The organism is Butyricicoccus sp. AF35-5AC (assembly GCF_003477715.1).
Taxonomy (GTDB): Bacteria; Bacillota; Clostridia; order Oscillospirales; family Butyricicoccaceae; genus Agathobaculum; species Agathobaculum butyriciproducens.
This window is the reverse complement of record NZ_QUDX01000002.1, coordinates 1-15374: the sequence shown is the minus strand read 5'-3', so window position 1 is coordinate 15374 and position 15374 is coordinate 1. Positions and strand designations below refer to the sequence as shown.

Annotated in this window: 17 protein-coding genes and 4 tRNA genes; 2 read left to right on the top strand and 19 right to left on the bottom strand. The window is 56.4% G+C overall.

Features of this window, described 5'->3' with window-relative positions:
- Positions 1-5 precede the first annotated feature (5 nt).
- From rlmH to DWZ82_RS03475, 13 genes are all read right to left on the bottom strand, one after another.
- Positions 6-488, bottom strand: coding sequence for a 23S rRNA (pseudouridine(1915)-N(3))-methyltransferase RlmH (gene rlmH, locus DWZ82_RS03535; protein WP_110436090.1), 483 nt, complete (start codon positions 486-488; stop codon positions 6-8).
- Positions 470-1279 carry an MBL fold metallo-hydrolase gene (locus tag DWZ82_RS03530; RefSeq protein WP_118360657.1) on the bottom strand — a complete coding sequence of 270 codons (810 nt, stop codon included), beginning with the start codon at positions 1277-1279 and terminating at the stop codon, positions 470-472. Before DWZ82_RS03530 ends, rlmH begins: the two co-directional genes overlap by 19 nt.
- A 22-nt stretch (positions 1280-1301) precedes the next feature.
- Positions 1302-1760, bottom strand: a complete 459-nt coding sequence (locus DWZ82_RS03525) for a GNAT family N-acetyltransferase (protein WP_158575070.1) — start codon at positions 1758-1760, stop codon at positions 1302-1304.
- 78 nt (positions 1761-1838) lie between these two features.
- Complete coding sequence (locus DWZ82_RS03520) at positions 1839-3125, bottom strand: UDP-N-acetylglucosamine 1-carboxyvinyltransferase (RefSeq protein ID WP_110436087.1); 1287 nt, start codon at positions 3123-3125, stop codon at positions 1839-1841.
- 188 nt (positions 3126-3313) lie between these two features.
- On the bottom strand, positions 3314-4141 hold the full coding sequence (locus DWZ82_RS03515; RefSeq protein ID WP_118478820.1) for a hypothetical protein: 828 nt from the start codon (positions 4139-4141) through the stop codon (positions 3314-3316).
- Positions 4142-4164: 23 nt separating this feature from the next.
- A complete protein-coding gene (locus tag DWZ82_RS03510) occupies positions 4165-5481 on the bottom strand; it encodes a hypothetical protein (RefSeq protein WP_118478818.1) in 1317 nt (438 codons plus the stop codon).
- The gene (locus DWZ82_RS03505) at positions 5478-7253 is read right to left on the bottom strand and encodes an ATP-binding protein (protein ID WP_118478816.1); all 1776 of its coding nucleotides are present in this window, start codon (positions 7251-7253) and stop codon (positions 5478-5480) included. Before DWZ82_RS03505 ends, DWZ82_RS03510 begins: the two co-directional genes overlap by 4 nt.
- 3 nt (positions 7254-7256) lie before the next feature.
- Positions 7257-7952 carry a response regulator gene (locus DWZ82_RS03500; protein WP_118478814.1) on the bottom strand — a complete coding sequence of 232 codons (696 nt, stop codon included), beginning with the start codon at positions 7950-7952 and terminating at the stop codon, positions 7257-7259.
- A gap of 40 nt (positions 7953-7992) precedes the next feature.
- Positions 7993-8532: an NUDIX hydrolase gene (locus DWZ82_RS03495; RefSeq protein WP_118285006.1), complete on the bottom strand. Its 540-nt coding sequence runs from the start codon at positions 8530-8532 to the stop codon at positions 7993-7995.
- A 12-nt stretch (positions 8533-8544) separates the two neighbouring features.
- Positions 8545-10455, bottom strand: a complete 1911-nt coding sequence (locus tag DWZ82_RS03490; RefSeq protein WP_158575069.1) for a glycoside hydrolase family 13 protein — start codon at positions 10453-10455, stop codon at positions 8545-8547.
- Positions 10456-10670: 215 nt separating this feature from the next.
- Entirely contained in the window at positions 10671-10979 is a 309-nt protein-coding gene (gene trxA / locus DWZ82_RS03485; RefSeq protein WP_116705145.1) for a thioredoxin, read from the bottom strand.
- A 12-nt stretch (positions 10980-10991) separates the two neighbouring features.
- Positions 10992-11804, bottom strand: coding sequence for a DNA-3-methyladenine glycosylase family protein (locus DWZ82_RS03480; RefSeq protein ID WP_118478810.1), 813 nt, complete (start codon positions 11802-11804; stop codon positions 10992-10994).
- Entirely contained in the window at positions 11801-12175 is a 375-nt protein-coding gene (locus tag DWZ82_RS03475; protein WP_158575068.1) for a DUF3783 domain-containing protein, read from the bottom strand. Before DWZ82_RS03475 ends, DWZ82_RS03480 begins: the two co-directional genes overlap by 4 nt.
- A gap of 140 nt (positions 12176-12315) precedes the next feature.
- Between DWZ82_RS03475 and DWZ82_RS03470 the strand changes: the two genes are divergently transcribed.
- Positions 12316-13113: a ZIP family metal transporter gene (locus tag DWZ82_RS03470; RefSeq protein WP_207663669.1), complete on the top strand. Its 798-nt coding sequence runs from the start codon at positions 12316-12318 to the stop codon at positions 13111-13113.
- 131 nt (positions 13114-13244) lie between these two features.
- Here the strand turns inward: DWZ82_RS03470 and DWZ82_RS03465 are convergent, their stop codons facing one another.
- Positions 13245-13961: a LytR/AlgR family response regulator transcription factor gene (locus DWZ82_RS03465; RefSeq protein WP_118478806.1), complete on the bottom strand. Its 717-nt coding sequence runs from the start codon at positions 13959-13961 to the stop codon at positions 13245-13247.
- 187 nt (positions 13962-14148) lie between these two features.
- On the opposite strand from DWZ82_RS03465, the gene DWZ82_RS03460 reads away from it, so the two are divergent.
- Positions 14149-14373, top strand: a complete 225-nt coding sequence (locus DWZ82_RS03460; protein WP_118478804.1) for a DUF6514 family protein — start codon at positions 14149-14151, stop codon at positions 14371-14373.
- 8 nt (positions 14374-14381) lie between these two features.
- Here the strand turns inward: DWZ82_RS03460 and DWZ82_RS03455 are convergent, their stop codons facing one another.
- The 5 genes from DWZ82_RS03455 to DWZ82_RS03435 all read right to left on the bottom strand — a co-directional run bounded on the left by DWZ82_RS03455 (position 14382) and on the right by DWZ82_RS03435 (position 15306).
- A complete protein-coding gene (locus DWZ82_RS03455; RefSeq protein ID WP_118360649.1) occupies positions 14382-14750 on the bottom strand; it encodes an Hpt domain-containing protein in 369 nt (122 codons plus the stop codon).
- 141 nt (positions 14751-14891) lie between these two features.
- Positions 14892-14967, bottom strand: a tRNA-Thr gene (locus DWZ82_RS03450).
- 35 nt (positions 14968-15002) lie between these two features.
- Positions 15003-15079 (bottom strand) — tRNA-Asp (locus tag DWZ82_RS03445).
- 14 nt (positions 15080-15093) lie between these two features.
- Positions 15094-15170, bottom strand: a tRNA-Ile gene (locus DWZ82_RS03440).
- 60 nt (positions 15171-15230) lie between these two features.
- A tRNA-Asn gene (locus tag DWZ82_RS03435) sits at positions 15231-15306 on the bottom strand.
- Between the last annotated feature and the right edge of the window lie 68 nt (positions 15307-15374).

The window sequence follows — 15374 nt, the reverse complement described above, 5'->3', positions numbered from 1 at the left end:
TCTTCTCACTTATGGTACTTGCCGCCTGCCGCGATATTGAGCGCGCGGTAAATCTGCTCGAGCACCATCACTCTTGCCAAATGATGCGGAAACGTCATCGGTGACATGGACAGCCGCAGCGCCGCCTTCTTTTTCACCCGCTCGGACAGACCGCACGAGCCGCCGATGAGCACGCAGATCTTGCTTGTCCCCGATACGGTCAACTTGCCGAAATAGTCCGCCAGCTGCTCAGAGGACATCGGCTTGCCTTCTACGCACATCGCAATCACAGACGCGCCGGGCAGCAGCTTGCTCTCGATGAGCGCGGCTTCCTTTTCGAGCGCCTGCGCGATCTCGCCCTCAGAGGGCGTCTGCGGCAAGCGCTGCTCGGGCAGCTCGATGATCTCTAATTTACAATATGCGCCGAGGCGCTTGGTATATTCCTTTACAGCGTCTGCCCAGAATTTTTCTCCGAGCTTTCCGACGCAGATCAGCCGGACAGAGAGCATAGCCTTTCCTCCCCAAATGATACCGGATGCTCCATGTGCTCCTTCGGCGCAACGAGCACCTCGCACGCGGGCAGTCCGCGCAGCGCCGACAGCGTTTGCTGCCGCGCCAGCTCCGGCATGTTGTTTTTCTCACTCAGATGCGCCAACACAAGCGTTCGCGTGCCGCTTTTCACCAGATCCGCTGCAAATACGGCGCAGTCCGGATTGGACAGGTGCCCGCTCGGTCCGGCAACGCGCATCTTGAGCGAATACGGGTACGGACCGGCCTGCAGCATATGCGGATCGTGGTTGCTCTCCAGCACGACCATTTCGCAGCCGCGCATAAGCTCGGCCGCATCGCGCGGCACAAAGCCGAGGTCGGTGGCAAAGCCGAACCGGCTGCCGCCGTGCTCGAATATGTAGCCCGTGCTCTCTGCCGCGTCATGCGGCGTCGGGAACGGCACAACGTCCACATCCCTGACCCAGAAGCGCTCGCCGCTGTCGAATACGTTCAGACGGTCGGCGTACTCCGGATTCTTTTCCTCGAAAGCCTCGGCTGTGCCGCGAGTAGCAAACACCGGCGCCTTCGCTTTTTTAAGAAACATCGGCAGTCCCTTCACATGATCGATGTGCTCATGCGTCAGCACCACCGCCGAAATATCCTCCAGCGTGAGCGACAGTGCCTTCAGCGCAGTCGTAATCCTGCGCAGCGACACACCGAGATCGATCAGGATCGCGGTGCCGTCCGCCATATATAAGCCGCAGTTGCCGCTCGAACCGCTGGCGATACTGTAATAATAATGCTCTGCCATGGTACTCCTTCAGCAGTTGTTTTCATCCGTTTGTGTGCTGCAGAAAGGCAGTTCGTGTTAGAATCATCGGTGTGACGTTTCCGCAGTAGAATGCGAACGGTTCCCCGGCAATCTCTGCGCCGAATCCGGTAAGAATGTGCACCGTTGCGTCTCTCGCTTCGAGGAAAATGTTATCCACATCCTGTGCAAAAACATCTTCCAGCACACATTTCAGCAGAAAGGTTCCCTTGTGCTGTCCGCGCAGCCCGCGCGCGACCGTGATACGGCCCATGTGACACTGCCCGCCCTCGCGGTAGATGGCCGCTGTGCCGACGAGTTCGCCGTCATGCTCCATGCACCACCACTGCGGCTGCTTATCCGCCGGAATGAAGTTCAGCTCCTTCGGAATGTCCTGCTCGTCCGCGAAAATCTGCGCGGCAAAAGCGAGAACCGCATCCATGTCCGCATCAGACGCACGCCGAACCATACACTCTGCTTTCATTCTGCTCATCTGCCTTATATTCTGCAAAAAAGGCGAAAGGATGCTCCCTCCGCCTTTTTTCCTCATTACAATTAGAAATTACTTGTTCTCGGCGCTTTCCGGAATCTCGGAGCGATACATATCCGCACCCAGAGCAACAAACTTCTCTACGAGCGTCTCATAGCCGCGCTCGATGTTCTGCACCTGCTCGACCTCGGTAACACCCTTGGCTGCCAGACCGGCGATGACCATCGCCGCGCCTGCACGCAGGTCGTGTGCACGGACCGGAGCACCATTCAGCTCCCTGACACCCTCAACAACCGCGATCGCACCGTCCACATGAATGTTCGCACCCATGCGGGTCAGCTCCTCGGTATAGCGGTAGCGGCTGCCCCAGATCCCCTCGGTGATGATGCTGGTGCCCTCTGCCAGACACAGCGCCGTCGTCATCTGCGGCTGCATGTCGGTCGGGAAGCCCGGGTACGGCAGGGTCTTGATGTTAGTCTTGGTCAGCTTGCCCTCGCGGCGAACGAGCACCGCATCGTCAAACTCGGTGACCTCAACGCTCATCTCGCGCAGCTTTGCGGTGATGCACTCCAGATGACGCGGAATAACATTCTTCACCAGAACCGAACCGCCGCAGGCTGCAACGGCTGCCATGAAGGTGCCCGCCTCGATCTGATCCGGAATGATGGAATAACTGCCGCCGTGCAGGCTCTCTACACCGCGGATCTTGATCACATCGGTGCCGGCGCCCTTAACATCCGCGCCCATTGCATTCAGGAAGTTCGCCAGATCGACAATGTGCGGCTCCTTCGCGCAGTTCTCCATAATCGTCTGACCCTTGGCCAGAACGGCTGCGAGCATGATGTTCATGGTCGCGCCGACCGTAACAACGTCAAAATAAATATGTGCGCCGTGCAGACCGTCCTCGGGTGCCTCGACCCGGATGTAACCGCCCTTGGGCAGCGTTACCTTTGCGCCCAGAGCTTCAAAACCCTTGATGTGCTGGTCGATCGGACGGACGCCGCCGAAGTTGCAGCCGCCGGGCATTGCTACCTCGGCAAAGCCGTACTTGCCGAGCAGCACGCCGAGCAGATAGTAGGATGCGCGCAGCTTGCGCTCCAGCTCGTGCGGCTTGAGACTCGGGTTCTGCGTATTCTGGATTTCCACCGTAGTGGCGTTGATCTGGCGGATCTGCGCGCCCAGCTCACGCATGATCTCCATCTGCAGCGTTACATCAATGATCTTGGGCACGTTTTCAAGACGAACCGGGCCATCTGCCAGCAGAGCCGCCGGAACGATTGCGACCGCTGCATTCTTTGCGCCGGAGATGGTCACCTCACCATTCAGCGTCTTGCCGCCGTTGATTACATACTTTGTCAATCTACCTACTCCTCACTAAGCCTTGGCGCGGAAATCTCCGCGTTTTTCTCCGAATACTGTATCTTATGTCAGCGAATGACTGTCCGTGCCGATCCTCTTTGCAGGCAGCTCCGACAGCGGCTAAACCCATTCGCGTAAAATCTCACTAATACATTTTACCACAATTTCAGATAAAGAAAAGCAGTTTTTCAGTTTTCTTCACCGATAATCGTCTTTTTGTCACAATCCACCAAATATTCGCCTGTTTCGGTGTCAATCTTCCAAGTAGGTGTAAGACGAATACGGCGGCTGCTGTCGGTTTGCATACGATAACCGGCCGTCATCGACTCGATCGTACCGGTTTCACCGCTTTCTGCGGCAAACTGCAGCAGAGCATCCGCTGCGCTGCAGGTAATGCTGATGCCGTTCGCAGTGGTATACGGCGTACCAAGGCTCCACAGTCCGACGAGCGACACTGTGCCGTCGCCGGCGGAAAAGTCCAGTGTCAGCCGCCGGTTGTGCACCGGCAGTCCGGCGACCGAGCCGGTCAGCGTAACTGCCATGTCATTCGCCGTCCAGTTGGCCTGCTCGGCCTGAAAGCCCCACCGGCTGCACAGTCGGCGCGCCTGCTCGAGCGCTTCCGATGCGGAAGTCGGCGCAGATTCAGTCAGCGTATAGTCCGCCTGCACATTGCCGTCCGCCTGCCACTCGAGCGTGCCCCTGTCGCTCTCAAAGCGCACCGTGCCGTCCTCCTGCTCGGTGCGTTCAGCGTGTTCGCCCAGCATGGCGGCTGCGATTTTTTCCTCATCTGCGCGGCTGCGGTCGAGCGACAGCTCGGGCAGCGTGATGTCCTCCGGAAGCGAGAACGCCGTATCCAGCTGCATCCCTCTGGCGCTCACCAGCGTGCGCAGATTGGCCTCAAGCTCACTCGCTCTCCGATGGCTTTGCCAGCCGCGTACCGCCAGATTGCCCAGCAGAAACAGGTTGATCGCAAGCAGTATTGCGATCAGTATATTTTTGACTTTATCCCATTGCAAGCGCTCTCATCTCCCTTCTGCGGTCACTCTGCCGCATTTTTCAGATAGAACCGGCTCGGTACATACTGTCCGTCCTGTGACCGGTAGGCTGCCATCAGACCGCGTTCCGCGCCGGAGGCTCCGGCTGCCGCCTGTTTTGCGGGCATGACCGTGCGTTTGCCGCCGGTCGGCTGAAATTTCTGCAGCCGAATCGTTGCCGTACGCAGCGCACTGCCGTTGAATACGAAGGTAGCAAAGTCCGCGTCACCAAGCACCGGCACGCCGCTGTACATCTGCAGAAAAATCAGCGTGGTTTGATCTTCGCTGCGCTCCACCGCGTACAGCGACGCATGCGTATCCGTATCGCCCGCTCGCTGCGCCGCATCGAGAATCAGCCGGGCGCAGTCCAGCTGTGCATCCAGTGCCGCCGCATCCGTGATATCGCTTTCGTCATAGGCGCTCACCGTTGCCGAGCCATCCGTGGACGCGTACTGCACCAGACCGGACGCACTCAGCCGCAGCGTGCTCGTATCATCGAGGAACACGCGGACAGTTTCGTCCTGCTCGTTGTAAAAATCCGTGTAGGCCGTGTAGCCGAATGCGCCAAGCAAATCCTCCAGTCCGGTGCCGCTCTGTGCGGTAAACAGGTTGATCTGCGCCGGTTTCAGCACCGGAAGCGACAGCGCCTCGCTGTCAAACAGCAGCGTTTCCGGATAGACCGCATACGCATCTTCCGCAAAGCTGCACGACAGACCGCGGAAGTTCTTCTGTGCCTCCTCAAGCGCATTCTGCGAGACCGCTGTATCCGCGGCATACAGACTGCCGTCTGCCATGCGGACAAACAGCCGCTGCACACCGGCGGCATACACCAGTGTTTCGACCTGCAGGCGGTCGTTATCCTTCCACGAGCCGCCCAGCCAGCCCGCAATAGACTGCATCGGGATCGCACCGTGGTAGCGCAGCAGCGCACAGCTGCCCGACCGCAGAGCCGTGCACAGCTCACCCTCATCAGCCGGCCGCAGTCCCTCACCTGTGAGCGCCTGCGACCACAGCGAACGCGTTGCCGTGATGCCGGCGTCAATATCGGTCAGATTGTACTGCACGCCGTACAGCTTGCCGGCAACAGTCAGCGCCATCTGGGCCGGATCCGCCGCCGAAACACCGGAGGACCGTATCTCATAGCCCACCGCACCGCCTACAAAGCGGTCGTGCAGACGGCGAAGTGCGCTGTCTGCGGGCATTTGCGCAATGTTCAGACCCATCAGCCAGTTGACCTCGCACAGCACGCCCATCAGTCCGCACAGCACCAAAAGCGAGATATTCTTTGCGGTGTTCTTCGCTGAGCGTTTCGCACCTCTCATACCTTATCCTCCCTGCCGTGCGGCTTGAGGTCGGTCGGAAGCGTGATCGTCACGGTCGTGCCCTTGCCGTATTCACTGGTCAGAGCGATCTTGCCCTCGTGCTGCTCAACGATCTCCTTGGCGATCGCCAGACCCAGTCCGGTGCCGCCTGCGGCACGCGAGCGTGCCTTGTCCACGCGGTAGAATCGCTCAAACAGGCGCGGCACATCGTCCGCCGGAATGCCGACACCGTTGTCCTCAACTGTGATGCGCACATGGTTTGCGCCTGCGCGCTTTGCCGCCAGACGAATCCTGCCGCCCGAAGGCGTGTACTTGACCGCGTTGGACAGAATATTGACCACAACCTGCTCGATGCGTTCCCTGTCACCGACCATTGGCGGCAGGTCCGGCTCGGTCTCAATGCGGATCATGTGACCGCTGTCCTCAGCGGTCAGCTTCATGGCATTCGTCACCTTTTTCAGCAGATCGGACACCGAGAACCGCGTCATACGCAGATCCATCCGTCCGTAATCCAGCTTGGAAAGCGTCAGCAGATCGGTGACAATACGCGCCATGCGCTCGCTCTCGCTCGAAATAACGCCCAGAAACTGCTTTTCCGTGTCAAGCGGCAGCTCTCCGGCGGCATCGAGCAGCGTTTCGGTGTACGAGCGGATGTTCGTCAGCGGCGTGCGCAGCTCGTGCGACACATTTGCCACAAACTCGCGGCGTGCGTCATCCAGACGGCGCTGCTCGGTGACATCGTGAATGACCGCGATGACGCCGCCCTCGCCGTCTAGTGCGCCGTAAGGCGCCAGCGTGACGGACAGCACGCGCCCAAATCGCGTAATCTCGTTCGTAAGGAAGCTGCGCGAGACGGTTTCGTCCGTATCCGGCATGTCCAGATCAGCGAACATCTCATCAAAGCTCAGCTTCTGCTCCACACGCACGCCCAGCAGATTTTCGGTTGCCGGATTCATGTGGATGAGCGTGCCGTCGGTCGTAAAGGCGGCTACACCGTCGGTCATGTGCAGGAACAGCGTGTTCAGCTTGTCGCGCTCTCCCTGTACCTCGCCGACCGTGTTTTTCAAACGGTGTGCCATGTAATTGAACGAACGGGTCAGCTCGCCAATCTCATCCGACGACTGCACGCCGAGGTCCTGATCGAAGTTGCCTTCCGCGATTGACCGCGCACCCTCAGTGATGCGCTCGATCGGCGTGGTGATGGTCTTGCTGAGCAGGAAGGACAGCAGGATCGCCGCCAGCAGGCCGAACATCATCGCCTGCATGACAATCTGGAAGAACCGCCACGACAGGTCGGAAATCTCCCGCTTGTTGTCCGCGATATACACGATGTAGTCCACCGCACCGTCGCCGTTCTTGTCCAGCGGCACCGCAATGTCCATAATGCTGTCGGACACCGCCGAGCGCGTTCCGGTCTCTCCTGCCATTGCGGCAATGACGTTGCTCGTGCGGGTGACGGATACGTTCGGGTTGGAGCCGTCAAGGAAGCCGCCCTCACTGTCGAGAATGGCATAATTGCGGTAATCGTCAATGCCGAGTCGGCTCTTGTGTGCATCTATGATGGTTTTCAGACCATCCGTGCCGGGTTCGGCAGCCGCCTCCTGCATGGAGCGGATGGTGTCGGTCGTGAACACCGCCTGCATCTGCTCATAAAAGCTGTTCAGATAGAAGGTGTTGATACTGTTGATCAAAAACGTGCCGACCACCGCCATAACGGATACGATCAGCAGCACCAGAATCAGCACCAGTTTTCTGTGTAGTGAACGGAACATAGCTTACTCCCCGTCAGCAAAGTAATATCCCATGCCTCTTTTTGTGATGATGTATCTGGGACTTGCCGGTTCATCCTCGATCTTCTCGCGCAGACGGCGGATCGCCACGTCCACCGCACGCAGGTCGCCGTAGTAGTCATAGCCCCAGACCTGCTCCATCAGCTCCTCACGGGAGAAAACCCGTCCCGGAGCAGCGGACAGAAAGCACAGAATATCAAATTCCCGCGCGGAAAGCTCGAGCGGATGGCCGTTTTTGTACACCATGCCGTTGTCCTTGGATACACGCAGACCGCCGCCGGACGGCGCTTCCGCCTTTTCCCTGTCCTCTCCTGCGTAGGTACGGCGCATGTTCGCCTTGACGCGCGCCATCAGCTCACGCATAGAGAACGGCTTGGTGATATAATCGTCTGCACCCAGTTCGAGACCCATGACCTTGTCGGTCTCTTCCTCACGGGCGGTCAGCATGATGATCGGTGTGTCCTTTTCCGTGCGCACCCGCCTGCAGACCTCGAAGCCGTCCATCTCGGGCAGCATCACGTCCAGCAGAATCAGGTCGGGCGCTTCCTCAAGCGCGCAGCGCAGACCTTCCGCGCCGTCATACGCCGCGAGTGTGTCGTAGCCCTCACGCTGTAAATTGAATACCAGAATGTCTGAAATGGCCTTTTCGTCCTCAACCACAAGGATTTTTTTCTTATCCAAACCCTTTCCTCCTCTGCACTCTCCAATCTCCACTCTTATCTTAGTAAAGATTTTTCAGCTTTGCTCTATACATAGCCGCCACCGTTTTTGCATCGCGGATCTCGTCCCGCTCGATCATTTTCTCTACCTCTGCGATCGGCAGTCGCACGACCTCGACAAATTCGTCCTCATCCGGCTGCATTTCGCCTTCGGTCAGGTCAAGCGCGGCAAACAGGTAGGTCACCTCGGTCAGAAAGCCGGGAGACGGATAGATCGCGCCGAGCGGCACGATGCGTCCGGCGGTACAGCCGGTCTCCTCCTTCAGCTCGCGGATGCCGCATTCCTCGGCGTCCTCCGGACCGTGATCCATCTTGCCGGCGGGCATTTCGAGCAGCTCGGTATCGAACGCATAGCGGAACTGCCGCACAAGAATAACGTTGCCGTCCTTGTCGATCGGCAGCACGCCGACACCGCCGACGTGCTCACAGACCTCTCGCGGCGCGGTCTTGCCGTTCGGCAGCGATACCTCGTCCACACGAGCGGTCATGATCCTGCCTCTGAACTTATATTCGCTGGAAAGCTGTTTTTCTGTCATATCCATAGAAAATCCTCCTTAATCGGCTGCATTTACACAGCGCAGGATATAGGCGGTCTCCGGCGGGACGGATACGATCAGACCGTCCGGGTCGGCGTACGCGAAGCCCTCGCCGCTGAGCAGGTCGAGCGCATACAGCGCATCAATTTTTGTTTCCACATGCTGGTGTCCGCGGTTGACCGCAATCACCAGACGCGAGTCACCGCTCGTGCGCTCATAGCGCAGCAGTGCGCCGGCTGTCGTGTCGCTGAACTGCAGGTCGCCGTCCGCAAGCGTCTGTTCCTCGGCACGGATTTCGCACAGCTTACGATAGAACGCAAGCAGCTCCTGGTTTTCGTGTCCCCACGGGTAGGTCCGGCGGTTGAACGGGTCCTCGAAGCCCTGCTGACCTGCCTCATCACCGTAGTAAATGGTCGGCGAACCCGGCATGGTGAACTGGATGACCGCCGCCATCCGCAGGCGGCGCAAGGCGATTTCCAGACGGTCCGGCGGCAGCTGATAGTGTGCGCGGCCGTTTCTGTCCAGCTTCCACTCGTTCTCGGTTACGCCGAGAAGGGTGAGCGCACGCGCGGTGTCATGCGTACCTACAACGTTCATTAGGTTGTAGAACACGTCCCGCGGGTAGTTTTCGCGGATGCACTCCATGCTCTCCGCGAAATGCTCGGCCGTGCCGCCGTTCAAAAAGCCGAAAATAGCGTCTCGCAGCGGGTAGTTCATAACCGAATCCAGTTCGCCGCCCTGGAAATAGCGTCGGCGCTCGGAGTACGAGATTTTGTTGGACGCATCCTCCCACACCTCACCGATGATGAACGCATCGGATTTCTCCCTGCGGGCGGCAGCGTTCAGCTTCTGGATGAAGCTGTCCGGCAGCTCGTCGGCAACATCCAGCCGCCAGCCGGACGCGCCCAGCCGCAGCCAGTGGCGGACCACGCTGTCCTCGTCCTCGATGATGTAATTCTGATAACTGCCGTCGGTCTCATTGACCTGCGGGAGCGTGTAGATGCCCCACCACGAGCCGTACTCGTTCGGCCAGTTATGAAAGTCGAACCAGCTGAAATACGGCGATTCCTTGGACTGGAACGCGCCTACGCTGTCGTAGTGACCGCGAGCGTTGAAGTAACGGCTGTCATAGCCGGTGTGATTGAATACGCCATCCAGTACAACGCGCATGCCGCGTCTGGCGGCCTCGCTGCACAGCGCCCGGAAGTCCTCCTCACAGCCGAGCAGTGGGTCGATGCGCTTGTAATCGCCGGTATCGTAGCGGTGATTGGAATACGCCTGAAAGATCGGATTGAAATAAATGGTGGTAACGTGCAGGCTCTCCAGATAATCCAGCTTGGCGTATACGCCGCGCAGCGTGCCGCCGAAAAAGTCGTTGTTGAGGATTTCGCCGTGCTCATCCGGCAGATAGACCGGAATATCGTCCCAGTTCTGGTGCAGCACACGCTCGACCACGCCTTCACTCTCCGGCTGCTCGGGCGCCTTGTCGCGGCAGAACCGGTCCGGAAAAATGTTGTAGGTGATGCCCTCACCGAACCAGCGCGGCGTATGGTACTCGCCGTCGTACACGGTCAGCTGGTACTTATCGCCGACCGCCTCGAGCAGCTCCGCCTGACCGCCGTAGCCGCGTGCACAGTAGTGCAGACCATCCGCCAGCTCCACCGAAAAATAATACCAGTACAGACCGGGATGCGGCGGCGTATAGGTTACCGTATACCGATCATGTGAGCCTTGATAGCCGCACCAGTGCAGCGGATGAGATTCGGCCTGACAGCCGTCTTCCTCAATCCAAAGGGTAACATGCAGCGCGCCCTGTGCCCGCTGCGGATAAACAGAAAACTCGACCGCCTGCCCTGCCGGTACCGCGCCATACGGCTTCTTGCATGCAGTGCTGCGGGAGTGAAACATACTATCAGAAATGCGATTCACGCAAGCTCCTCCAAACATATATCCTCTTGCCAAATCATACCTTACCATTATATCAGCAATATTGGCGGTAGTATTTTTAGTATAGCACAAAACCGCAAAACGGTAAACAAAAGCTGTCGCACGAAAGAAAAGAAAACCGGCTCAATACAAACCTTTTAGACGCAAAGCAAAGAGCTGGCTCCAACGGAGTCAGCTCTTTTGATTCGGTTTTGATTTTAGCCAAGCAGATTCAGGATTTCTTCCTTCGGCATAGCGCCGACAGCCTTATTGGCAACCTCGCCGTTCTTCATCACGATCAGGGTCGGGATGGAGACAATGCGGAACTGCATGGACAACTCACCCTGCTCGTCTACATTGATCTTACCGACCTTGATATCGTCACGCTCGTTTGCGATCTCGTCCACAATCGGTGAAACCATGCGGCAGGGACCGCACCACGTTGCCCAGAAGTCCAGCAGGACCGGCTTGTCCGACTTCAGCACTTCGTTCTCGAAATTTTCCTTCGTAATGGTTACTACTGCCATATTAAACACTCCTTAACCTTTCAGTGATAATTCATAATAAAATGCATACTGCTGCATGACACCCGCAAAGCCTTTATATCGTTTCAGCGGAAACCCTTTCGGATAGTGTGTGTCCAGCATTTGCCGGATATGCGTATCGACCGGAAATGCGTCGATGTGATGCAGCGCAAACAGACAGATACACTCCGCAACCTTGATGCCGACACCGGTCAGGCGCAGCAGCTCGGCTTTGGCGCGGGCGTAATCCATGTGCCGGATAGCTTCCAGATCGACCTCACCGGACGCGACCTGCCGTGCCGCGGCGCAAATGTATTTGGCGCGGTAGCCGAGGCGCACCGGCGCAAGGTCCTCGGGCGTGCACGCCGCCAGACGCTCTGCCGTGGGAATGCTATTGTATACCTGTTCACTCTTATTATAACAGGTTTCCCCGAAAAGGGAACACAAATTTTCGACACACTTGGTAATCCGCGCGATATTGTTCTGCTGCGAGATGATAAAGCATAGAATAGTTTCCCACAGATCCTGCCGCAGAATACGCAGTCCGCCGCCGTATGCAACGGCGTTCTGCAGATAGATGTCGCGTTTGGCAACTGCGGCTTTGCAGCGACCGTAGTCCGTATCCAGATCGAAATACGGCCGCCAGATGGCGTTAAACTCGTCTTCATCGCAGTCGAACCGTACGGTCCGGCCGTTCTGCTGAATATTCAGCAGGTGTGTGCCCGCAATCAAATCGTACGACTTATCCCCAACCCTGTGGAAGCGGAAGCACTGACCGGAGTTTGCGATCTGGTCAACGTCGAAATCGTTCAGTACGCGCTCGATCATTGGTGCATAGCCTCATGCTCGCGCACCAGCTCGGTAAACAGGTCGCTCAGCGTCCAGCCGATATTGTGCTCGGTGACCATGGCCTTGTACGGCACAGAAACACCATGCGCCTTCATTTCACGGAGCAGAATGTCCAGTCTCTTTTCAGTAAAGCCGTCCAGCACCATCATCGGTGCGGAAGGCGCATCTGCAGTCGCGTCAGTCGGCTCAAAGCCCTTGCGGTTCAGCAGAAAGCCGACAGTCTGACCGGCAGAGACCGCTTCGACGTTCTGAATCCGCACGCCCATGCGAACGAGCACGGTCTTGAGCGCCGCAGTCTGTTCGCTCGGCTGCGGCTCGAAATATAACACTTTTTCACGGGATACCGCCATAGTGGAACCCTCCTGTTTTATTCTCATAAGATTGTATACTAATATTATATCATTTCTGTCAAGTCCCCTATTGACAGAAAGTGTGTTCGGTGCTATGCTCATAGTTAGCAATAACTAACCAACTAAAAAGAGAGGTGCGTATGATACAGCAGACATTGCTTTGGGCGGCCGCAGGCACAGGCTTCACCTTCCTGATGACCACGCTCGGCGCCGCCATGGTATTCTTTATGAAACGACAGTCCAGCGCTCTGATGCAGCAGATTTTCCTCGGATTCGCGTCCGGTGTGATGATCGCCGCGTCCATCTGGAGTCTGCTCATTCCCGCGATTGACGAGGCCGCGCAGAACGGCCAGCCGGGCTGGATACCCGCTGCAGGCGGCTTTATCCTCGGTCTGGTGCTTATGCTTGCGCTGGACGGATTAATGCCACACCTGCACAGCGGCGCAGAGCAGGCCGAAGGTCTGCCATCCTCCTTTCGGCGAACCACGCTGCTTGTTCTTGCAGTGACGCTGCACAACATTCCGGAAGGCATGGCTGTCGGTCTGTCATTCGCTCGCGCCGCGCAGCACACCGGCAACGCAGGATTGTTTGCAGCGGCAGGCGCGCTTGCCATCGGCATCGGCATTCAAAATTTCCCGGAGGGAGCCGCAGTCGCGCTTCCGCTCCATCAGGAGGGGCTGAGCCGCGCACGCTCATTCGTTTACGGTTCGCTGTCCGGCATCGTTGAGCCGATTTTCGGCGTGCTTGTCGTGCTGTGCGCGTCCGCGCTGACACCGTTCATGCCGTGGCTGCTGTCCGCTGCCGCAGGCGCGATGCTGTACGTCGTGGTCGAGGAGCTGATTCCCGAGGCACATCTCGGCGAGCATTCACATCCGGGCACGCTTGGTGTGATGGCGGGTTTTCTGGTGATGATGGTGTTGGATACAGCTTTGGGATAATTGAAAATGGAGAATTGAGAATGGAAAATGAAGTTTTCTTTCTCCTTCCCCAAAAACGAAAAGCGTCCCAATGGGACGCTTTTCGTTTTTCAAATAATCCGTGTTTTAACTTTGCCTAATACAGATTATCCTCAATATCTATTATGAATCTGTTTGCAGTAATCAAAATAGACTTGCCGCAATTCCTTCAGATTTTTCTTGCGAATGAGCACCACATCGTCGTTTGTAAGGATAAAGTCCTTATCCACAGCTTTGACGTAGTTCATATTCACAAGGAAGCTCTGGTGGCACCGCAGAAAACACGGAGCCGTCAGTTCCTGCTCAATCTCGCTGAGTTTTTTATATATTGTGTATGTCTTTTCGCCCGCCTGATGCAGAATGCACTGTGAGTTATGGCTTTCCACATACATAATCTCTTCGCGCGGAATGTGTAGCACCTGCAAACGATTCTTGATCGCGTATGTATTCTCGACGATATCGGACAGTACGCGGTGCATGGTTCGCTCGAACGTCTCCGGGGTATATGGCTTGAGCAGATAACCGGATGCACCGACTTCAAAGCTGTCCGGTGCAAAATCCAGCGCAGCGGTACAAAATACGATCGTGCCCTTGTATCCGATCTCACGCAGACGGCGTGCTACATCAATGCCGAGCGGCGGGTCCATCAGAATATCCAGCAGAATAATATCAAACCATCCGCCGTCCCCAAGCTCATAATAGAGCGGTTCACCGCTGTCGTACATTTTGCAGGAATAGTCAATCGCATGTGCATTGCAGTAATGACTGAGAAAATCCGCAAGGATATCCCGTTCTAACGCCGAATCATCACAAATTGCGACCCGCAGCATGGTTATTGACAGTCCTTTCTCGTCAGTTTTTGTCGAATTTCTTAACGGTTTCTAAACATGTTCTGCCGATTTCACAAGATTCTGTTCCAATTTCACAGAATAGCAAAAACCGCGTGATTCTTCTGATAAAATAAACATGTTCCCAAATGAAGTGGGAACATCAGCAAATATCGACGGAGGAAGCATCATGTTTGTCTACAAAGTAATCAAAAAAAATCACTATTCGCCTGAGACCGGAGCTTATATATCTTTCGGTATCAGTGCTCACGATCCACAGCACGGACAAACCTGCTTCGTCCCCGATGTGTTCATCGGTGAGCCGGAAGCACGCGCCTTTACAGAACGCCTGAATACGCTTCAGGTGTCGCCCATCCATTTGATCGATGTGATTGAGGACGCATTGGGCGTTTAACACGCAGCTTACATAAAAATGCCCAGCTCAGAGGCCAGAGAGCGAATTGCCTGCACAATGCCGATGTATTCGGCCGTGACTTCGTATCGCAGTTCCGTGATTTCCTCATCCCGATTGCCGCGCAGCGCTTGCAACAGTGCTGCGCTCTTCTTTTCCAGCCGTATAAAGCCAAAGCTGCGTGCCTGTCCGGTCAGCGTGTGTACCGCTTTGATTGCCGCATCGCGATCGTGCCGACCCAGGGCATCGTTCAATTCCGCGCAGCAGGGCTCGTCCAAAAATCGGATCAGGAATTTCTGTAGCATATTCTCGTTGTAAAAGCGACGGCAGGCTGCTTCAAAATCTCCATCTATCGCTCGATAAAATTTATACAGAGACATATCGACATCTCCCTACAGATATTCTATCATTTCAAAAATCGACTAGCAAGAGGTGAAAATAGTTTTCTATCGTCATTTCTCGACAAAGATCGCGTTTTGCAGTAAAAGAAAAACGCCTGATCAAATGATCAGACGTTTGTATGGAGCTGCTAACCAGATTTGAACTGGTGACCTCATCCTTACCAAGGATGCACTCTACCGACTGAGCTATAGCAGCGAAAGAAAAAACGGCACGATTACGGTACCGTTTTTTGGCGACCCGGATGGGACTTGAACCCACGGCCTCTAGCGTGACAGGCTAGCGCTCTAACCAACTGAGCTACCGGGCCATATTAACTTAATTTGGTGGGCCTTCGGGGACTTGAACCCGGGACCGACCGGTTATGAGCCGGTTGCTCTAACCAACTGAGCTAAAGGCCCATATAGGGAATCGACTTTACCCTGCCGTCACGATAAAGTGACGGCAAAGCATTGTCTGAATGGCTCCTCAAGTTGGACTCGAACCAACGACCCTGCGGTTAACAGCCGCATGCTCTACCAACTGAGCTATTGAGGAATATCGAGCGGATCTGCGATCCGCAGGTGTAGGCGTTGAGTTATCTTCCCGGGCCGTCGCCAGCCAAG

Excerpts from the sequence above, each read along its gene's own strand:
- rlmH (WP_110436090.1), bottom strand. The coding sequence starts at position 488 with ATGCTCTCTGTCCGGCTGATCTGCGTCGGAAAGCTCGGAGAAAAATTC.
- DWZ82_RS03530 (WP_118360657.1), bottom strand. The coding sequence starts at position 1,279 with ATGGCAGAGCATTATTATTACAGTATCGCCAGCGGTTCGAGCGGCAAC.
- DWZ82_RS03525 (WP_158575070.1), bottom strand. The coding sequence starts at position 1,760 with ATGAAAGCAGAGTGTATGGTTCGGCGTGCGTCTGATGCGGACATGGAT.
- DWZ82_RS03510 (WP_118478818.1), bottom strand. The coding sequence starts at position 5,481 with ATGAGAGGTGCGAAACGCTCAGCGAAGAACACCGCAAAGAATATCTCG.
- DWZ82_RS03505 (WP_118478816.1), bottom strand. The coding sequence starts at position 7,253 with ATGTTCCGTTCACTACACAGAAAACTGGTGCTGATTCTGGTGCTGCTG.
- DWZ82_RS03495 (WP_118285006.1), bottom strand. The coding sequence starts at position 8,532 with ATGGATATGACAGAAAAACAGCTTTCCAGCGAATATAAGTTCAGAGGC.
- trxA (WP_116705145.1), bottom strand. The coding sequence starts at position 10,979 with ATGGCAGTAGTAACCATTACGAAGGAAAATTTCGAGAACGAAGTGCTG.
- DWZ82_RS03480 (WP_118478810.1), bottom strand. The coding sequence starts at position 11,804 with ATGATCGAGCGCGTACTGAACGATTTCGACGTTGACCAGATCGCAAAC.
- DWZ82_RS03475 (WP_158575068.1), bottom strand. The coding sequence starts at position 12,175 with ATGGCGGTATCCCGTGAAAAAGTGTTATATTTCGAGCCGCAGCCGAGC.
- DWZ82_RS03470 (WP_207663669.1), top strand. The coding sequence starts at position 12,316 with ATGATACAGCAGACATTGCTTTGGGCGGCCGCAGGCACAGGCTTCACC.
- DWZ82_RS03465 (WP_118478806.1), bottom strand. The coding sequence starts at position 13,961 with ATGCTGCGGGTCGCAATTTGTGATGATTCGGCGTTAGAACGGGATATC.
- DWZ82_RS03460 (WP_118478804.1), top strand. The coding sequence starts at position 14,149 with ATGTTTGTCTACAAAGTAATCAAAAAAAATCACTATTCGCCTGAGACC.
- DWZ82_RS03455 (WP_118360649.1), bottom strand. The coding sequence starts at position 14,750 with ATGTCTCTGTATAAATTTTATCGAGCGATAGATGGAGATTTTGAAGCA.